This window comes from Pseudomonas sp. LP_7_YM (assembly GCF_004364435.1).
Taxonomy (GTDB): domain Bacteria; phylum Pseudomonadota; class Gammaproteobacteria; order Pseudomonadales; family Pseudomonadaceae; genus Aquipseudomonas.
The window spans coordinates 475064-492652 of sequence record NZ_SOCT01000002.1; the positions used below are offsets into that span (position 1 = coordinate 475064).

The following is a 17589-nucleotide window of genomic DNA, read 5'->3' on the forward strand; positions in this document are numbered from 1 at the left end:
CCCGCTCAAATTCGTCTACTGCGCTCAAGCCCCTCCGGGCATGGGAAGGATCACGCAGTCCTCTTTTCAGCAGAGGGTGCTGGAAGTCATCAGGAATAATCAGTCATGAGCCATAAAATCATCCGCTCACTGTTCGAGCAGCGTCTTGCTGCATGGGCTGCGGTACGCAACCTGCGTATCGCGTATCAGGGCTATACCTTTGATCCGCAGCCTGGCGAAACCTACCTGGCGGCCTTCACGCTTCCGGCAGCGACCAACACAAGCACGCTTTCCGGCGACCATCGCGTCTATACGGGCGTGTTCCAGATCAATGTCGTCACGCCTGCCGGTAATGGCACAGGCGATGCCGAAGGCATGATTGATGATCTCGACCCATTGTTTGCGCCCTTCCTGCGGCTGAAGGAGGGCGAATTCGAAGTGATGGTACTTACGCCAGTAGGGCCCGGGCCTTTGATTCAAACTGGCAACGCATTGACAGTGTCCGCCTCGTTTCAATACCGCGCTGACACCCACTAACCCGCCCACTGGGCAAACCCGAACCCGCCGAGTGCGGGTTTTTTCATTTCTGTACGAGGACAAACACATGGCTTTCAAACTACCTAACGGCGCAATTCTGGAAATTGCTACCACCCTGGCTGCTGCAAACGCTGTCAGTGCCATCAGCAATGCCAGTCCTGCGGTCGCAACTGCCGCCGCACATGGCCTCAAAGATGGGGATGTGGTTGTTGTGCGCTCTGGCTGGACCCGGTTGAACGATAAGGCAGTTCGCGTCACCGGCTCGGACACCGGTACCTTCAAGCTCGAAGGCATTGATACCACCAAAACCACTGTCTACGCGGCAGGCGCGGGGACCGGCAGCGTCCGAGCAGTCACAGCGTGGGCGCAAATCAGCCAGATTACCGAAGTGGCCTCCACCGGGGGCGAACAGCAATTCGCCACGTTCGGCTTTCTGGAAGAGGACGAAGACCGTCAAGTACCGACCACCAAGTCTCCGGTCAGCATGACCTTCACCGTCGCAGACGATCCGCTTCTGCCATACGTGGCGGTCTGCGAGACCGCGGACCAGGACAAGGATGCCCGTGCGCTGCGCCTGACACTGCCCAATGGCTCGGTCATGTACTACAACGCGTACGTGTCGATCACCTCCACCCCGACCCTGTCGCGCAACAACATCATGACCCGCGTCATTACCCTGTCGCTGGCATCCCGTCCGACTCGTTATCAGGTCGCCGGGTAAACCATGGCGAAGATCAAGATTGCCCAGAACCCTACCTTCAAAGCGAAGGTCGCCATTCCACGGGTGGGCGAAAAGCCTGTGGATGTGGATTTCGAGTTCAAGTACCTGGACCGGCTGGTGCTTTCCACGCTGTTCGATAAATGGAATGCCGCCCGCGAGGAGCACGCAGCCAAGGTGCAGGATGGCAATCTGCCCTGGCAGCAAGCCACGCGCGACGAGATCGCCATGCAGGTCAGCCAAATGAAAGACATCGTGTCCGGTTGGGGCTTCGATGACACGTTCAACGATGAAGCCATGACTGCGCTGGTCACCACCTGCGTGGGCGCGTCTCAAGCCGTCCTGGATGCCTACCAGGGCGCGTACCAATCGGCCCGACTGGGAAACTGACGGCGACGGCCCGGATCCTGTACGAGTCCGGTCCGTCGGACGCCGATCTCGCTGCGTTTCACATGACCAAGTCGGACATCCCGGAAATCGAGCATGAGGTGCTGGCTGATGTCTGGCCGGCCTTTCGCCTGTTCGAAGCGCTGTCCACCCAGTGGCGCGTCGGTATGGGCGGGCCGGTTGGTCTTGACTACGGCGCCATCCCCTCTACCGGCTCCATGCTTGGCATGAAGCGTAAAGAAATCACCGCAGCCTTCCATGACGTTCGCGTCATGGAGGCTGAGGCCCTGCTCATCATGAGCCAATCAAAATAGCGGAGCGAGCATGCCAACCATTGCTGAACTCGGAATCAAAATCGATTCCACCGATGCCGCGAAGGCGAGCTCCGTCCTCGACAAGCTGACAGCGGCGGCCGGGCGAGCGGAGAAAGCTACAGAAGGCGTCGCTCGCGGAGCCGACAAGGCTTCGAAGGCGACCAGGCATCAAACCAGTGAAGTGTCAGGCCTGCTGGGCAAGGTTGACCCAACGTCCAAGGCGTTGGGCCGTCTGGAGGGTCTGCAGTTATCAACGTTCGGGCTTAAATCGGGTCCTTTGAGTCCGTCCACGTTCAGTGAATACCCGAAAAAAACCGACGGTCCGTCGGCAGGTAACGATGAAACTGCGCAACAGCGTGTCCTCAAACAACGGCAGGACACCCTGAGGCGTGAGGGACAACGTGCCGTACTCAACGTGGGACATGGCGACCGTCAGAACAAGCTAAATGGGGAGTTGGATCAACAGGAAGAGCTGTTTGCCAAGCAAAAGTCAGAGCTAAAAAGTAAAGGGTCCGACCCGTCGGGGGGTGGGCTATCCAGTGACCAATACAAGAAACAACTCCAAGATCTGGTCGTTGCCAATGACAAGGCCACCGACCAGATCCATCGGAACTATGCCGACCTGCAGGCCGCTCAAGGTGACTGGACCAATGGCGCAACCGCGGCATTGGAAAACTATGTGGACACCGCCGGGGACGTTGCGGGAAGGACGAAAACCCTGTTCACAGGCGCCTTCAGCTCCATGGAAGACGCGGTGTTCAACTTTGCAATGACCGGCAAGCTTTCTTTCTCGGACCTTGCCAAGTCCATCATCTCGGACATGGCCCGCGTCGCTGCACGGCAGGCGTCTTCATCGCTACTGAGCTCGTTGTTTGGACTTGGGTTGAGCTACTTCACCGGCGGTGGATCAGCGCCCACCGTAACCACAGGCTCCGTGGGCGACACATCGTTTAGTTTCAATCCTCAGCTCGATGTGTCCGGGCTAGCTTACAAGCAAGCCAATGGGGGGGCGTGGTCTGGCGGCGTGCAGATGTTTGCCAACGGCGCAGCCTTTACCAACAACATCGTCAGCACCCCGACTGCGTTCGGTATGGCCGGTGGTCACGCTGGCTTGATGGGCGAGGCCGGGCCTGAGGCCATCATGCCCCTGACCCGCACTTCAAGCGGTGCGCTCGGTGTGCGCTCGGTGGGAGGAGGCGGTTCAAGTGTCCAGATCAGCGCGCCGGTGACGGTGGTCACCCAAGACCGCAGCGGTGAAGGGATGCAGATTGATCAGCAAGTGCTCCAGCAGAATTTGCAAAAACAGATGCAGGCAGCTGCCGAGAAGGCCGTCGCAGAATCATGGCGCGCTGGCGGTGTGAGTTACCGCAATGTCAACGGGAGGGCATGAGTATGGCGATCGAAACATTCATCTGGCCGACACAGTCAGGTGATGCACCTGATATTACCTACCGCAACCGCACGTCACAGTTCGGCAGCGGCTATAAGCAGATAGTCGGGGACGGGCCGAACAACAAGGAAAGCTCGTACCCGATCACCTTCACCGGCTCCAAAGCCAAAGCGCTGGAGATTATGGCGTTCTTTGATCGGCATGCGGGCGCCAAAGCCTTTATCTGGACGACTCCACTCGGTGAGGCCGGGTTCTTTACCTGCCAGAAGCCGGTGCCAACTCCAATCGGCGGCGGCCAGTTCAAAGTCACCACCACCTTCAACCAAGCATTTCACCCATAAGGATTCTCCATGCCATTGATCAGTGACCTGCAGGTTCTCGAGCCTGGCAGTGAAGTGCTGTTGTTCGAAGTGGATGGCTCGGACTATGGCGCTGATATCCTACGTTTTCACGGACATTCAATACCGCACACACCAGCGCAGATCATGTCGGCGGGTGTCGACGCGGATCAGCTTCCAGCCCAATCAATCTGGTGGCAGGGCAACGAGTACGGTGCCTGGCCAGTGCAGGTCGAGGGCATCGAGGCCAATGGCGACGGTACAGCGGTGCGACCAAAGCTGTCGGTTGGCAACGTCAGCGGACGGATCACGGCGCTGTGTCTGGCCTTCGAAGACTTGCTTGGTTTCAAGCTCACCGTGCGGCACACGTTGGCGCGCTATATCGACGCTGGGAACTTCCCGGCGGGCAATTCAGAGGCCGACCCGACGCAAGAGGCTATCGAAGTCTGGTACCTGGACCAGAAAACCAATGAGGACGGTGAAACCGTTTCGTGGGAGCTGGCCAGCCCAGGCGACGTTGGTAGCGAGTCCATAGGCCGCCAAATGACCACGCTATGTCACTGGTGCCTGACCGGCGGATATCGTGGGCCGAACTGTGGTTACACCGGGCCGTACCACGACAAGGATGGCAACCTGACCGACAAACCCGAACTCGACGAATGCAATGGCCTGCTTACGACAGGCTGCGAGCCTCGTTGGGGTGCGAGCAACGAATTGCCCTTCGGCGGTTTCCCGGCCGTCTCTCTGATTGCCAGGAGTTGACCATGCTGAAATACATTTTGAAGTCGGTGCAGGCGCATGCGGCGTCTGAATATCCACGCGAGTCTTGCGGCCTGCTGATTCGCGTTGGCCGTAAACAGCAGTACATTGCGTGCACCAACTCAGCGACCGAGCCCAATGAGGAATTTCGCATTAGCCCGCAGGATTACGCGGCAGCCGACGACCAGGGCGAGGTGATCGGCATCGTTCACTCGCACCCGGACGCTACCAGTAGGCCATCGCCGCGCGACCTTGCCATGTGCGAAGCGACCGCGCTGCCCTGGCACATTCTCAGCTGGCCTGAGGCAGACCTGCGGACCATAGTGCCCACCGGCAACACCCCGCTGCTGGGCCGTCCATTTGTGCACGGTGCCTGGGACTGCTGGCAAGTCTGCGCTGATTGGTACAAGCGCGAATGGGGGCTGGAGTTCGAAGCCTTCAAGCGCGAGGACGGTTGGTGGGAGCAGGCCGATGGCCCGAGTCTGTATGAGCAGGCCTATGACGCAGCGGGGTTCTACCGAGTTGGCACGCCGCAACGCGGCGACATGATCGTGATGGAAGTCGGGCGCACCAAACACCCCAATCACGCCGGGATCTTCCTCGGCGCTGACCCAACCCATCCCTCCGAGTCAGTCACGGTGCATGGCGCCGGGCCGTTCCTCCTGCATCACCTGTGGGGTAAGCCGTCCGAGATCATCGTCTTCGGCGGGCCTTGGCATGAGCGAGCGCGACTGATACTTCGCCACCGTCATGCGCAGTGATAGTCTCGGACTATTTATCACTTGGAGATCATCATGCGAATTTTGATAGGGGCGCTCGCAGTTGCTTTGCTGGCTGGTTGCCTTGCGCGGCCAATGAATGAGGTAAGGCAAGATGGTCCGAATAAGATTCTCTACTCCAAGAAACCGGATCAAGCGGTCGCTCTGTGCGTCCAGTACGAATGGCAGAACCAGTCGTTATTCGGGGTCACGCCTGAAGCAACAATGCAAGCGCGTCGAGAGTCTGGCTATACAGTCTTCACTGCTGCATCTGAATACTTCGTAGACATTCGGCCTGTGGCGTCCGGCTCAGAGGCCAGGTACTACGTCAACGTAGACAACTGGATTGCGAAGGCGAGGCTGGAGAGAATCAACTTCTGTCTCTAATGAAACTTCAAGCCCGCTCCGTTGGGTTTTATCAAGGAAAATTTAATGGGCGCTGACGATACAACTATGACCGTGATTAAGTTGTCAGGGTCGCTTGCAAAGCGTTTCGGCAGAGAGCATCGCCGACTGATTGATAGCCAGAGCGTTCGGGAAGCATTTCGAGCGCTCAAGGCAACGCTTGCTGGATTTGAGGATGAAATTAAGCGCTTAGATCGTCTGGGCCTACGCTTCGCTATCTTTCGAAACAGGGAAAATACTGGCGCGCAGTCCCTTGATCTTTCTGGTACGCGGGAACTCCGGATTGTTCCGGTTTTTGAAGGGAGTAAACGTGGAGGCTCGCTACAGACCATCGTGGGGGCTGTTTTGATCGTTGTTGGCCTGGTGATAACCGGCGGCACATTTGGCGCGGGTGCCCCATTTGGCTCAGCTTTGATTACGCTAGGGGCTTCTATGGTGGCTGGTGGCGTAATCCAGATGCTCAGCCCCCAAGTAAAGGGGCTTAGCCAAAGCGCCGCGCCGGAAAACCTCCCGTCATACGCTTTCGGCTCAGCGAGAAACACCACCGCCAGCGGCAACCCGGTACCGATCTGTATCGGCCGCCGGCGCTGGGGCGGCGCGATCATCTCCGCCTCGATCTACGCCGAAGACAAAGCCTGATCCTTCATGGGTATCCGCTTTGCCAAGGGAAGTTGCAGTCTCCATCACCTGTGCGGTAAGCCGTCCGAGATCATCATCTTCGCCGCCCTTGGCATGACAGAACATGCGCGATTATTTTCTTGATGAGGGATGTTCATGCGAGCTTACCGGACCCTGGCAGTCGCCCTGCTTGTCGGATGCATCGGTCCGGGCGACTTGGCTGAAAACGAGTGGAGCGTCACTGCAACTACAAAAAAGACCCTAAGCGTTACGCGCCATGTGTACTCCCCAGATGGCGAGACGCTCGGACCCATTTATCAACGGCTGAGGCCGAGAACGGATCCTCATTGCTTGTAGCCAGTAACAACATGGCCGACGAGATGCTGGAATCGCCAAGACTGCATGTGGCAGTTCCGTCGATCTTCATCAGCGTATGGCGTGGTCCATGATGCCAGGACGCGCGGTTGAATCGGCGGTGCGATCTGTCTCTGACTAACTCATCCGCCGCCTCCGGGCGACCCTCTTTAATGCTTGGAGCAAAGATGACCCCTGCAACTGCTCATTTCGACCCTGTTACCACAATCATTCTCTCGGGTCCGCTTCGAAAGAAATTCGGGCGCTTACATCGGCGTCAACTCGATAGCGGGCGAGCTTGGGAGGCTCTTAAAGCCCTTACTTGCACGCTCGAAGGTTTTGGAGATGAAATCAAGCGCCTTGCGGGTTTGGGAATGCGTTTCGCAGTTTTCCGTAACGGTAAAAATGTTGGTGTAGAAAGCTTGGATTTGAGTGGCACTCGAGAGGTGAGAATCGCGCCTGTTATGGAGGGGAGCAAGCGGGCAGGCATTCTGCAAACCATAGTGGGTGTAGTGCTGTTGGTGGCGAGCATCTGGTTCCCTTCGCTGGCTCCTGCAGGTATAGCGATGCTCGCTGGCGGGGTTATGCAAATGCTCAGCCCTCAAGCTTCCGGTCTTAGACAAAGCGCTGCCCCGGAAAACCTGCCGTCATATGCTTTCGGCTCAGCGAGGAACACCACCGCCAGCGGCAACCCGGTTCCGATCTGCATCGGCCGACGCCGCTGGGGGGGCGCAATCATCTCTGCATCCATCTACGCCGAAGACAAAGCCTGAACCTTCACTTGGAACCCGAACCGCCCATTGGCGGTTTTTTTATGCCTGGAGAACTAGCATGGGCGTACCCGAACAAATCGACATCCATGGCGCAAAGGGTGGCAGCAGCAGTCCAAAAACGCCGATTGAGGCCGCCGACAGCCTGCGCTCAACCAACCTGGCGAAAATCCTGATCGCCGTGGGCGAGGGGGAGTTCGAGGGCACGCCAACTGCGCGTGACATCTATCTCGATAACACTCCCATTGAGGACGCAAGCGGTAACGTCAACTTCCCGAACGTGAAGTGGGAATGGCGTACCGGCTCGGTGGAGCAGGCCTATATCCCTGGTATTCCATCGGTCGAGAACGAGACGACGGTTAACGTCGAGTTGCGCAGCGATACCACATGGGTACGCTCGCTGACCAATACCCAACTGTCCGCCGTGCGCGTGCGTTTGGCATGGCCGGCACTTCAGCAGCAGGACGACAGCGGTAACGTCGGCGGTTACCGGATCGAGTATGCCGTTGATATCGCCACGGACGGCGGTGCTTATCAACAGGTGCTGGACGAGGCTGTCGACGGCAAAACGACGACCCGCTACGAGCGTTCGCGCCGTATCGATTTGCCCGTGGCGTCCTCTGGCTGGCAGATCCGCGTGCGTCGCATCACGCCGAATCAGAACACCAACAAGATTGCCGACACCATGCTCGTCGCCGGTTACACCGAGGTGATCGACGCCAAGTTGCGCTACCCCAATACTGCATTGCTGTACATCGAGTTCGACGCTGAGCAATTCACTAACATTCCGGCTGTCACCATCGACTGCAGAGCCCGCAAATGGCAAGTGCCAAGCAACTACGACCCACTGGCGCGCACTTATTCCGGGGTCTGGGATGGATCGTTCAAGCTTGCCTGGACCAACAACCCGGCGTGGGTGACATTCGGCATTTGCACCACTGATCGCTTTGGCTTGGGCAAGCGCATCAAACCGTGGATGGTCGACAAGTGGGAGCTTTACCGCATCGCCCAGTATTGCGATCAGTTGGTGCCCGACGGGGCTGGCGGAGAGGAGCCACGTTTCCTCTGTGACATGAACCTGCAGGGCAAGGCAGAGGCCTGGACGCTGCTGCGTGATATTTCGGCGATTTACCGGGGCATGACTTACTGGGCTCAAGGCCAGCTGGTGATGCAGGCCGACATGCCACGGGCTCAAGACTTCGATTATGTATTCACTCGCGCGAACGTCATCGACGGCAAGTTCTCCTATGGCAGCGCCTCGTCCCAGACACGCTACACCCGCGCAATCGTCAGTTACGACAACCCGGCGAATAACTATGACACCGATGTGACAGCCTTTGCCGATCCAGTCTTGCAGCGCCGCTTTGGCGACAAGCCTGTGGAGATCAGTGCGATCGGCTGCACCCGTGCCTCCGAAGCCCAGCGTCGCGGCAAATGGGCGGTGATGAGCAACAATCAGGACCGTACCATTAGCTTCAAAACCGGCATGGAAGGCGCGATTCCACTGCCTGGCTACATTATCCCGGTGGCCGATTCGCTGTTGGCCGGTCGCGAAATTGGCGGGCGTATCTCTGCTGCGACGGGGCGCGTGGTGACGCTGGATCGTGACACGCAGGCCAAGGTCGGTGATCGTCTGATCATCAACCTGCCGAGCGGTAACGCACAAGGGCGTACGGTGCAAGACGTTGCCGGTCGCGAGGTCACGGTAACCACTGCCTACAGCGAAACCCCGACACCTCAACTTCAATGGGCGCTGCATGCTGATGATTTGGCGATCCCACTGTATCGGGTGCTGAGCACCAAGCGCACCACCGATGGCAATTATGAGATCAATGCGCTGCAGTACGAACCGAGCAAGTTCGGGTACATCGACACCGGCGCCCGCCTGGAAGAGCGTTCGATCAGCGTCATTCCGATCTCCGTGGTTTCGGCGCCTGCCAGCGTCACATTAACTTCGAACTCGGCGATTGACCAAGGTATTGCCGTCACCACCATGACCATCGCCTGGCCCGCCGTGAACGGCGCTGTCAGCTATGACGTGGAGTGGCGCAAGGACAATGGAAACTGGATCAGGGTCCAGCGTACTGGCACCACCAGTGTCGACATCACCGGCATCTATTCGGGTGCCTACCTGGCTCGCGTGCGGGCGGTCAGCGCCTACGACATCTCGTCGATTTGGCGCACATCGAACCTGACCCAGCTCAACGGCAAAGAAGGTTTGCCACCGGCGGTCACCTCGCTGACCACTGAGAGCCTGATCTTCGGCATTGGCATCAAATGGACTTTTCCATCAGGTGCAGAGGACACCCAGCGTACGGAGATCTGGTACGGAGAAGCGCCGAAGCTGGAAAGTGCGACAAAGTTGGCGGACCTCCCGTACCCACAGACCGATTACACGATGCAGGGCCTGCGCGCGGGCCAGCAGTTCTTCTTCTGGGCGCGCTTGGTCGACCGTACCGGCAACATCGGGCCGTGGTTCCCCGTCGGCGATTCTGTCGTGGGGGGGCAGGCCAGTGCTGACGCTGACGACATTCTCGACTATCTCGCCGGCCAGATCACCGAAAGCGAACTGGGCAAAGAACTGCTGGGGGAGATTGGCAAGATTGGCGGCGAGGGTCCAGGCTCGGTCAACGAGCGCCTCGGCGAAGTGCGTGGTGAACTGACGGAGGTACAGACTCGTCTCGTTGAGCAAATCACGGCCGTCAATAACACCGTAGCCGAGGTGCAGGGAGAGCTTCAGACGCAAATCGACCAGATTGCCGATCTGGCCGACTCAATGCCTTACAAGGACGATCAGAGCTACACAAGCGGGCAGGGTGTACTCGGTGCCGACGGCGTTATCTATCAGGCCACGAAGAACGTCCCGGCCAACACACCGCCGCCGAATGCGGACTTCTGGCTCAACGTCGGTCAGGCAGTGCAAACGGCAAGCGGTCTGGCCGTGCGCGTTAGCACGTCTGAGCAGAAGATCACCAGTATCGAGGGCGTAAACGCCGCTCAGTCTGAGCAGATCACGGGCCTGAAAACCTCACTGGACGGCAAAGCCGATTCGTCCGTTGTCCAGAGCCTGTCGAGCCGGGTTTCGACCGCCGAAGGTACGATCAGCAGCCAGGGTGCGGCCATCACCGGCCTGAACAATAGCCTGACCTCCACCAACCAGAACGTGATCGCCGCGCAGAATGCAGTAAACGCTGCTAACACGCTGGCGGGCGGTAAGGGCAAAGTCATCGTTCAGTCGTCGGTACCAGCGGCCGCCGATCAGTTGGCGCAGAACCTGTGGATCGATACCAGCAACAATGCGAACACCCCAAAGCGCTGGACAGGGAGCGCGTGGGCAGCGGTTACGGACAAAGCGGCGACCGATGCTGCTGCCGCAGCTTCAACTGCCCTCGCTCAAGTGGCGACCAAAGCCGAGGCGGCAACTGTCCAGGCACTGACCAACACGGTCACGCAGCAGGGTAATACCCTGAGCGCCAACGGCAGTGCGATCACTCAGATCAATACGAATCTGAGCAGCGTTGGCAGCCAAAACATGGTCTACAACCCATCGTTCGACAAAGCCAGTGTGCTTCCTGGCGTTGCCGATGGGTGGACGTTCGACTCGGCAGGCGGGAGCCGTACACCGAGTATGATGGCCTCCACGCTGGTGCCTGGCGGATCGGTCCAGCGGCTCGACATGACAGGCTTGAGTGCGACTGTCTGGAACAGAATCCAGCAGTCAAAACTTATCTTGGTATCCCCCGGATCTTACGCAGCATCGGTATTCATCCGGGCTACCGCAGGTCTGCAAATAAAGATCCAGGTCGTTGGATTCAAGGCAGACGATTCGGTAAGCACCGTTTGGCAGCCCGGGTTAATTCCTGCTGACGGCAACTGGCAGCGCTTGGGCATTGCTGTAAACCCTGCCAGTGATACGGTGAAACTGTACGTAGCAGCCGTGGTATACGGGACCGCCTCCCTGTCCTCCGGGTTTATCGAGCTGGACAATGCGCAGTTCCAAACCGGTTCTGTTGCTACAGGATGGCAAGACAACGCCGACGTCGTAGCGTCCGACCTCCTCGCGCAAGCCTCAGCGACTACCGCGCTTAACAGTCGCGTCACGCAGAATGAAAACGGTCTGACCAGCATTGGCGGTCAGATCACTCAACTGAACAACAACCTAGGCCAGATGGGCGGCGATAACATGCTGCTCAATAGCTCGTTCGAAGTGTTGGCAGCCGACGGAACTCGACCGCAATACTGGCGCAGAGATTACAACTCGGGCGCCCCTCCGGTATTGACTCAGGTGGATTCGCCACTGCCTAGCAGCATGAAAGCTCTACGCGTTTCCAAGAGCGCGCTCGCTAATGGTGACTACATCGGCATCACCTTCGGGAGCGAGGAAGGACCAAGGGCGAAGGTGGTAGCCGGGCAGCCTTACACGTTAAGCACTTACGTGAGGGCCTCAAGTGTTGGCGCTCGCTTCGCCATGTACATCGTATTCGTAAACGAAGCTGGGAACGTGATAACCGCGCCTCAGCTTGCTGAAACGCAGGTAGGAACAACATTCACGCGATTGAGCCTGACCGCTGTGTGTCCTGCTTTAGCCACCCGTATTCAGGTCTATCCCGCGCGCTTGTTTAACCGATCTGGCGCGGGTGCTGATATGTGGATGGAGGTCGATAATACCCAGTTTCAGGAGGGCGCTGTTCTTACCGCTTACAGCCCGTCAGTCCAAGGGACTGCTAGTGACCAGGCTGCAATGTCCGTCGCAGTCGATTCGCTTTCTTCGACTGTGAGTCAGCAAGGCAAAACCCTGACCAGTGTCTCGGCGCGAACTACAACGCTCGAAAATGCGATAAGCAGCACCACGGACGGTCTGGCCAGCAAAGCCAGCGCCTCTGTATTGCAAACGCTTGGCAACAGGGTGACGAGTGTCGAAGGGAAGGTGACGACTCAAAGTTCCGACATTACCAACCTGAAAAACTCAATTGGCACCGCCGCTCCATTTGTCGCCGGGTACGCATGGGAAATGACAGGCTCAACCCGTGGCTGGGTTGCGAATGTCTCGGGTGCGACGATCACGGCGGGACCGCTTTATTCCACCGTTTCAAAGTACACCCAAATCCAGGCAACCAACTCGTTCGGCAATATCAATGGATCGGAGAATCCGTACCTGCGCATCCGTTTGCGCCGCCGCAATACTAGCCGTGCAACGGCGGCAATGTATTGGGCGAATGAGGATGGCGGCTTATCCGAAGCTCGCCGGTTCAATTGGCCAATCAACCTCAACACCACTGATTGGCAGGATATCGAACTGGACCTTTCTGTTCATGCCGGATGGATTGGCAAGACTGCGATTTATGCTATTCGTCTCGATATGAACATCGAGCAAGACCCTAACGCCGTCATAGACATCGCCTACATCGCCGTCGGGCGTCGATCGGCGGCAGGTTCTGCGCAGGCACTTTCTGCGTTGAGTTCCACCGTCACCCAACAAGGTGTCGACATCAGCAGTTCCTCGTCACGCGTGACATCGCTGGAAAACAGCGTGAATAGCACCAGCAACGGTCTGGCGACCAAGGCGAGCACTAAGTCGCTGAACAGCCTCTCTTCGACTGTCACGTCGCAAAGCAACACCCAAACCGCGCAGGCGCGGTCGATCACTCAGTTGCAAAGCACCGTAGGCGAACACACTTCGCAGATATCACAGCTGGCGAACAGCACTGCTGATTCGAACGGGAAGATCTCGGCCACTTATTCGGTCAAGCTCGCCGCCGCGCAAAATGGTCTGCAGTATGTCGCCGGCTTCGGCCTGAGTCTGGACAACAACTCCGGGGTATTTCAATCGCAATTCGTCGTTGCAGCCGACAGGTTTGCGGTCATCCGCGACGTAGCAGGTAACGTCACATCACCTTTCGTTATTGATAATGGCCAGGTATTTATTGCCGACGCGGTAATTGGAACAGCATCCATCACGAATGCCAAGATTGCCAACGGGGCGATTACTACTGCAAAAATTGGCGTTGCCGAAATTGACACTCTCCGCATCCGTGGTAACGCCGTTACGATTCCCACCAGTGCTAGCACTAGCGTAGTTTCACAAGGCTCTGGGATAGGTAGCTGGATAGGTGTCATAGCCGTTGCGGTAACCATGGACCAGCCTGGTCATATTCAAGTTAACTTTAGCTGCACGCAGAGCTTCGGACATGGAATCAGGGACTACGGTTTCAGACTGCTTATTAACGGCGGTGTCTATGCTTCATTCTCAGGCACATGGGCCGACGGTTTTCCCGGTATTGCTTACTCTCTTCCAGTGGACGCCGGGACCTATGTAATGCAGGTGGACTGGTATGGGCAAGATGCCAACGTGTCCATCGCAAACAAAAATCTATTTGCAATGGGGGCAAAACGATGACCGATATGGCTAAATTCGCAGCTTACGATGCCGCAGGAAGAATTTTGTTTGTTGTCAGTTGCTCGGATGATATGGCCGAGCTCAATATGCGAATTAACGGTTTCACTCAATTCGCCAAGGCTCCCCTGCAAGTTCGGTCCGATGAATATTACATGCCGGAGGGGATACTCAAACAACGTCCAAAAATGGCGACAGAGCTGAATGGAAATACTCTTGCAGGCGTACTTGCAGGTGCCACTGTCACGATTGAAGGTCATGACTATGCAGCGGACGGTACAGATGTTGAACTGGAGTTTACTTCGGCTGGAGAGCATCTGGTGAAAGTAATACTATGGCCCTATCAAGATCAGGAGTTTAAAGTTGAGAATCCAGCATAAGAGCGATCACGTTCCACGGCGCGCAGTTGAGTATCCATCTGTAGCGGACCAACTGGATATGTTGTGGCATGCGATGAACGAGGGTACAGCAGCCAAAATCGAACCTTTTTATTCCTCAATCAAGACTGTAAAGGATAGCTATCCCAAGTCGCACCGCGAAACATTCAATTAACCCGCAGCATATTTGACGCTCGAAGTAGCCGCACTGCTACAGGTGCGAGGAAGCGGGTGACAGTTTGTTGGCCGACCATGCTATCTGCCGCGCCGTTCTAGTCGTTTAGCGTTTTCCCCGTGCCACCGCCTGAGCTGGAGGCAGTCAGGCAGGTTAGAACGCAAAATCGCATTCGGGCATTCGTTTGTCGTTAATGCCCGCACGGTAATCCTTTGCTCACCGAGCCCGCCCAGTGCGGGTTTTTTTTCGTCTGGAGAAACGTGAATGACACTCATCACCCGAGGGATTCGGAACAACAACCCCGGCAACATCGATTACAACCCGCGCAACCAATGGCAGGGCCAGCTCCCGCCAGACCCGGCAATCGAGAAACGCTTCGCCCGATTCGACACCGCCGAAAATGGCATCCGTGCACTGGCCAAGCTCTTGCTGGCGTACCGGGGTAAGGACGGGGTGCCTGGCGTGGGTGGCCCCGGCATCGACACTGTGCGGGAGATCATCAGTCGGTGGGCGCCGGGCGGGGAGAATGACACCGAGGCGTACATTAGGGCCGTGGCCGCAGATGTCGGCGTTCAGCCCAATCAGCCGATCGACATCCGCAACTTCAGAACGCTGATCGCCCTGACCACCGGGATCATCCGGCATGAAAACGGCGCAGTTCCTTATGCTGCGTCGGTGATTGCTGAAGGCGTGCAGAGGGCGCTGGCGTGACGGATGTCCGCGTCAAGCTGCTGGCCTACATGCTGGCAGTCATCGCGCTTATCAGCATCGGGTTCGCGGCTGCCTGGTTCTGGCAGGCCAATGCGTATGGGCAGGTGATCGCCAGCGCTCAATCAGATCACCAGAAAGACTTGGCCACTGTCTCAGCCGCTGGCACAAGGCAGGCCCGCGAAGCCTTGGCAAAGCAGCAGGCCGTCGAACAAAAGCTCGCTGCACTCGACAAAACCGGCACTGAAGAGAAGGGGAAACTCAATGCTGAAAATGACACTCTGCGCCGGGCTGTTGCTGATGGCACTCGCCGGTTGCGCATCGCGGGAAGTTGTAGTGCCCGTGACGGGAACGTGTCCGGTACCGCCAGCGCCGCCGGCGTGGGTAATGCAGGCACCATCGAACTCAATCGGGAAACTGGACAAGCTGTTCTCGATCTCCGCCGGGACATCATCGCCGATCAGGCAGCCTTAAGAGCTGCCCAGTCGTATATCAAGAACGTGTGCCGTTAATGCGCGGTGACAGGCTGAGCGCTGGTCCAATCAGGCGTACAACACCAATGAAGTTAACGGGCGTTGGTTTTTCTTTTTCGGCCCCATCCTGCGTCTCTCATCGGAGACCGACTGTTTCGGTCCACCGAGGAGGCGTCAACTTCTACCGCTTGATCGGCCAGTGGCCGTAACTATCAGGTGACCATTATAGAAGTGCATCTCCTTTGGGTCGTTATCGGCTGTTTGGTAAACCGAGTAATGTCCACTAAGAAGGAAATGCCACTGAAGATGACGTGATGTACTTCGGATCGATGAATCAGTTTGCAGATCGCGGAGCAGGCCAGGCCCAGGATTCATTGCTTATTCCACCGGTATCAACGCACCCGGCGTTATCTCGCCATTACGCCCGATACGCATGCTGTGTCCAAATACGAATCCGGTCCTGAGCTTGCCGTCCAGCCGGTAAGGTACGGCCTGATTGGGCTTGCCGAGCATCCGCGCGACGTCCTTGAGATGTTCCCAAAGGTTGGTGCGGATCGGTATCGAGAAATTGCGGTGGCTGTTGCCCTTGACCACAAACCAGTCGCTGTAGTCGCCATCTGCGATCAGGATGTCGTCGAGCAACACCTTGTAGCGCAGCCCGCGCACCAGCACGCTGGAGTCGTTGGGGTTGTCCACGCGAAAGCGCAGCTTCAAGTCCTGCTTGAGCAGCCTGGCCTTGACCACGTCGACTTTGAGAAGCTTGACGTCGAGGTCCTGGTTGCCACCGGTGATCAACGACGAACAGCCCGATAGTGTCAGCGCCATGAACAAGGCGACGACTCTGATTATGCTTGCCTGAAACATTGTTTTACTCCCGTCGGGCCTGAGTATAGCAAGTGGCCAGCCCGCGGGCACTCGCTGTTACATAAAGCCTGCGCCATACTGACGCCATGTGTCGAAGGAGTATTGACCCGTGAAGCTGTACGAAATTGTTTTTTCTGGACAATTGATACCGGGCGCGCAACTTGATCGGGTCAAGGCCAACCTGGCGAAACTGTTTCAGGCCGACGCCCAGCGCCTCACGCTGCTGTTTTCTGGTCGGCGATTGGTGCTCAAGAACATGCTCGATCAGGTGGGCGCCGAGAAGTATCGGTCCACTCTGGAGCGCGCTGGTGCGCTGGTGGAAGTCGTGGCGATGGCGGAGCAGGTCGCCCCCGAGACTGAAACGCAACAGGTCGAAATCGAAGAAGTCGAGCTCGCTCCACCACCGGATGAGCCGAACTGGACACGCCGGTCATCGTTATCTTCGGTGTCGACCCGTGCCGGGGAGGCAAAGCGGCTACTCACGACGAAGACCGAGCCGCGAGATGTGTACATGGCCGCATTTGTCGATGTCGAGGCACCGGACTTGAGCATTTCTGAGCTTGGGCAGGACGTACAGGACCCCAAGGCGGCGCCGGTCGCGCCTCGACTGGATCTGTCAGGTCTGAGCCTGGCGCCTGAGGGCAGCGACATGGGCCAGATCAAATCGGTCGAGCATGTGCTGATCCCGGATATTTCGCACATCAAACTTGTGTGATGAAACGCTGCCTGACTGAGCTCGATAGGGTTTCGAATGCGCTCAGGCCGCACGTATCCATAGGCGGCGAGATCACGCCATATAAGCCGAACAGCATTTCTTGAATTTCTGCTCGCTGCCACAAGGGCACGCATCGTTGCGTCCGGCCTTCAGTTGCACGGTCGGGTCGATGAAATACCAGCGCCCGTCGTTCTGAACAAACGCCGAACGCTCCCGGTGACTATGCTCTGCGACCGCGTCATGCCAGCGCGCCGTGAAGGTCACAAACGCGTGCTCCGGCTTGCCGCCCAACAACTCGGCACTCTCCACCTCAAGCCCCAGCCAGGTACTTTGCGCACTCCATTGGCTGATCGACTCACGGTCCAGGCTGTTTTTCTGGGCCGGCAGCGTCGTGTCGAGCAGGTAATCCACAAAGCCTAGGACGTAGGCACTGTAGCGCGAACGCATCAACGCCTCTGCGCATGGCGCGGGTGTGCCGGCATGATAGCGACCGCAGCAGCCGTCCGAAAGGTTGCCGCTGCCACAGGGACAAATTGCACTGCTCATGTTGCAGATC

At 57.7% G+C, this 17589-nt stretch carries 17 protein-coding genes and 1 pseudogene; 16 read left to right on the top strand and 2 right to left on the bottom strand.

Annotated elements, in window-relative coordinates:
- Window positions 1-105: 105 nt before the first annotated feature.
- From EC915_RS07230 to EC915_RS25025, 15 genes and pseudogenes are all read left to right on the top strand, one after another.
- Window positions 106-516 (top strand): phage tail terminator-like protein, encoded by a 411-nt coding sequence (locus EC915_RS07230; RefSeq protein ID WP_133749847.1) that lies wholly within the window; start codon window positions 106-108, stop codon window positions 514-516.
- 67 nt (window positions 517-583) lie between these two features.
- A complete protein-coding gene (locus EC915_RS07235) occupies window positions 584-1237 on the top strand; it encodes a phage tail protein (protein ID WP_133749848.1) in 654 nt (217 codons plus the stop codon).
- Window positions 1238-1240: 3 nt separating this feature from the next.
- On the top strand, window positions 1241-1624 hold the full coding sequence (locus tag EC915_RS07240) for a phage tail assembly chaperone (protein ID WP_133749849.1): 384 nt from the start codon (window positions 1241-1243) through the stop codon (window positions 1622-1624).
- A gap of 62 nt (window positions 1625-1686) precedes the next feature.
- A complete protein-coding gene (locus EC915_RS07245; protein WP_133749850.1) occupies window positions 1687-1935 on the top strand; it encodes a DUF1799 domain-containing protein in 249 nt (82 codons plus the stop codon).
- Between the two features lie 10 nt (window positions 1936-1945).
- Window positions 1946-3325: a phage tail tape measure protein gene (locus tag EC915_RS07250; RefSeq protein WP_133749851.1), complete on the top strand. Its 1380-nt coding sequence runs from the start codon at window positions 1946-1948 to the stop codon at window positions 3323-3325.
- Window positions 3326-3327: 2 nt separating this feature from the next.
- Window positions 3328-3666 carry a phage tail protein gene (locus EC915_RS07255; RefSeq protein WP_133749852.1) on the top strand — a complete coding sequence of 113 codons (339 nt, stop codon included), beginning with the start codon at window positions 3328-3330 and terminating at the stop codon, window positions 3664-3666.
- Window positions 3667-3675: 9 nt separating this feature from the next.
- The gene (locus EC915_RS07260; RefSeq protein WP_133749853.1) at window positions 3676-4425 is read left to right on the top strand and encodes a phage minor tail protein L; all 750 of its coding nucleotides are present in this window, start codon (window positions 3676-3678) and stop codon (window positions 4423-4425) included.
- A gap of 2 nt (window positions 4426-4427) precedes the next feature.
- Window positions 4428-5183, top strand: coding sequence for a C40 family peptidase (locus EC915_RS07265; RefSeq protein WP_133749854.1), 756 nt, complete (start codon window positions 4428-4430; stop codon window positions 5181-5183).
- Window positions 5184-5612: 429 nt separating this feature from the next.
- Complete coding sequence (locus tag EC915_RS07275; protein WP_133749856.1) at window positions 5613-6224, top strand: tail assembly protein; 612 nt, start codon at window positions 5613-5615, stop codon at window positions 6222-6224.
- A 521-nt stretch (window positions 6225-6745) separates the two neighbouring features.
- Complete coding sequence (locus EC915_RS07285; protein ID WP_133749857.1) at window positions 6746-7330, top strand: tail assembly protein; 585 nt, start codon at window positions 6746-6748, stop codon at window positions 7328-7330.
- A 58-nt stretch (window positions 7331-7388) separates the two neighbouring features.
- A pseudogene (locus tag EC915_RS25160) lies at window positions 7389-10278 on the top strand (host specificity protein J); the annotation flags it as partial.
- Window positions 10279-12686: 2408 nt separating this feature from the next.
- Window positions 12687-13724 carry a DUF1983 domain-containing protein gene (locus EC915_RS25165; protein ID WP_256658683.1) on the top strand — a complete coding sequence of 346 codons (1038 nt, stop codon included), beginning with the start codon at window positions 12687-12689 and terminating at the stop codon, window positions 13722-13724.
- Complete coding sequence (locus tag EC915_RS07295; RefSeq protein ID WP_133749859.1) at window positions 13721-14101, top strand: hypothetical protein; 381 nt, start codon at window positions 13721-13723, stop codon at window positions 14099-14101. Before EC915_RS25165 ends, EC915_RS07295 begins: the two co-directional genes overlap by 4 nt.
- A 436-nt stretch (window positions 14102-14537) precedes the next feature.
- A complete protein-coding gene (locus EC915_RS07305; RefSeq protein ID WP_133749861.1) occupies window positions 14538-14984 on the top strand; it encodes a structural protein P5 in 447 nt (148 codons plus the stop codon).
- Window positions 14985-15013: 29 nt separating this feature from the next.
- Window positions 15014-15493, top strand: coding sequence for a lysis system i-spanin subunit Rz (locus tag EC915_RS25025; protein WP_218568070.1), 480 nt, complete (start codon window positions 15014-15016; stop codon window positions 15491-15493).
- A 339-nt stretch (window positions 15494-15832) separates the two neighbouring features.
- Here EC915_RS25025 and EC915_RS07315 read toward each other — a convergent pair whose 3' ends face one another.
- Window positions 15833-16318, bottom strand: a complete 486-nt coding sequence (locus EC915_RS07315) for an LEA type 2 family protein (protein WP_133749863.1) — start codon at window positions 16316-16318, stop codon at window positions 15833-15835.
- Between the two features lie 109 nt (window positions 16319-16427).
- Between EC915_RS07315 and EC915_RS07320 the strand changes: the two genes are divergently transcribed.
- Window positions 16428-17033 carry a hypothetical protein gene (locus EC915_RS07320; RefSeq protein ID WP_133749864.1) on the top strand — a complete coding sequence of 202 codons (606 nt, stop codon included), beginning with the start codon at window positions 16428-16430 and terminating at the stop codon, window positions 17031-17033.
- A 72-nt stretch (window positions 17034-17105) separates the two neighbouring features.
- On the opposite strand, the gene EC915_RS07325 is transcribed toward EC915_RS07320, so the two are convergent.
- Window positions 17106-17579: a YchJ family protein gene (locus EC915_RS07325; RefSeq protein ID WP_133749865.1), complete on the bottom strand. Its 474-nt coding sequence runs from the start codon at window positions 17577-17579 to the stop codon at window positions 17106-17108.
- Window positions 17580-17589: the final 10 nt, after the last annotated feature.

Bases quoted from the DNA above. Each gene is read 5' to 3' on its own strand.
- EC915_RS07230 (WP_133749847.1), top strand. From the start codon at position 106: ATGAGCCATAAAATCATCCGCTCACTGTTCGAGCAGCGTCTTGCTGCA.
- EC915_RS07235 (WP_133749848.1), top strand. From the start codon at position 584: ATGGCTTTCAAACTACCTAACGGCGCAATTCTGGAAATTGCTACCACC.
- EC915_RS07240 (WP_133749849.1), top strand. From the start codon at position 1,241: ATGGCGAAGATCAAGATTGCCCAGAACCCTACCTTCAAAGCGAAGGTC.
- EC915_RS07245 (WP_133749850.1), top strand. From the start codon at position 1,687: ATGACCAAGTCGGACATCCCGGAAATCGAGCATGAGGTGCTGGCTGAT.
- EC915_RS07250 (WP_133749851.1), top strand. From the start codon at position 1,946: ATGCCAACCATTGCTGAACTCGGAATCAAAATCGATTCCACCGATGCC.
- EC915_RS07255 (WP_133749852.1), top strand. From the start codon at position 3,328: ATGGCGATCGAAACATTCATCTGGCCGACACAGTCAGGTGATGCACCT.
- EC915_RS07260 (WP_133749853.1), top strand. From the start codon at position 3,676: ATGCCATTGATCAGTGACCTGCAGGTTCTCGAGCCTGGCAGTGAAGTG.
- EC915_RS07265 (WP_133749854.1), top strand. From the start codon at position 4,428: ATGCTGAAATACATTTTGAAGTCGGTGCAGGCGCATGCGGCGTCTGAA.
- EC915_RS07275 (WP_133749856.1), top strand. From the start codon at position 5,613: ATGGGCGCTGACGATACAACTATGACCGTGATTAAGTTGTCAGGGTCG.
- EC915_RS07285 (WP_133749857.1), top strand. From the start codon at position 6,746: ATGACCCCTGCAACTGCTCATTTCGACCCTGTTACCACAATCATTCTC.
- EC915_RS25165 (WP_256658683.1), top strand. From the start codon at position 12,687: ATGAACATCGAGCAAGACCCTAACGCCGTCATAGACATCGCCTACATC.
- EC915_RS07295 (WP_133749859.1), top strand. From the start codon at position 13,721: ATGACCGATATGGCTAAATTCGCAGCTTACGATGCCGCAGGAAGAATT.
- EC915_RS07305 (WP_133749861.1), top strand. From the start codon at position 14,538: ATGACACTCATCACCCGAGGGATTCGGAACAACAACCCCGGCAACATC.
- EC915_RS25025 (WP_218568070.1), top strand. From the start codon at position 15,014: ATGCTGGCAGTCATCGCGCTTATCAGCATCGGGTTCGCGGCTGCCTGG.
- EC915_RS07315 (WP_133749863.1), bottom strand. From the start codon at position 16,318: ATGTTTCAGGCAAGCATAATCAGAGTCGTCGCCTTGTTCATGGCGCTG.
- EC915_RS07325 (WP_133749865.1), bottom strand. From the start codon at position 17,579: ATGAGCAGTGCAATTTGTCCCTGTGGCAGCGGCAACCTTTCGGACGGC.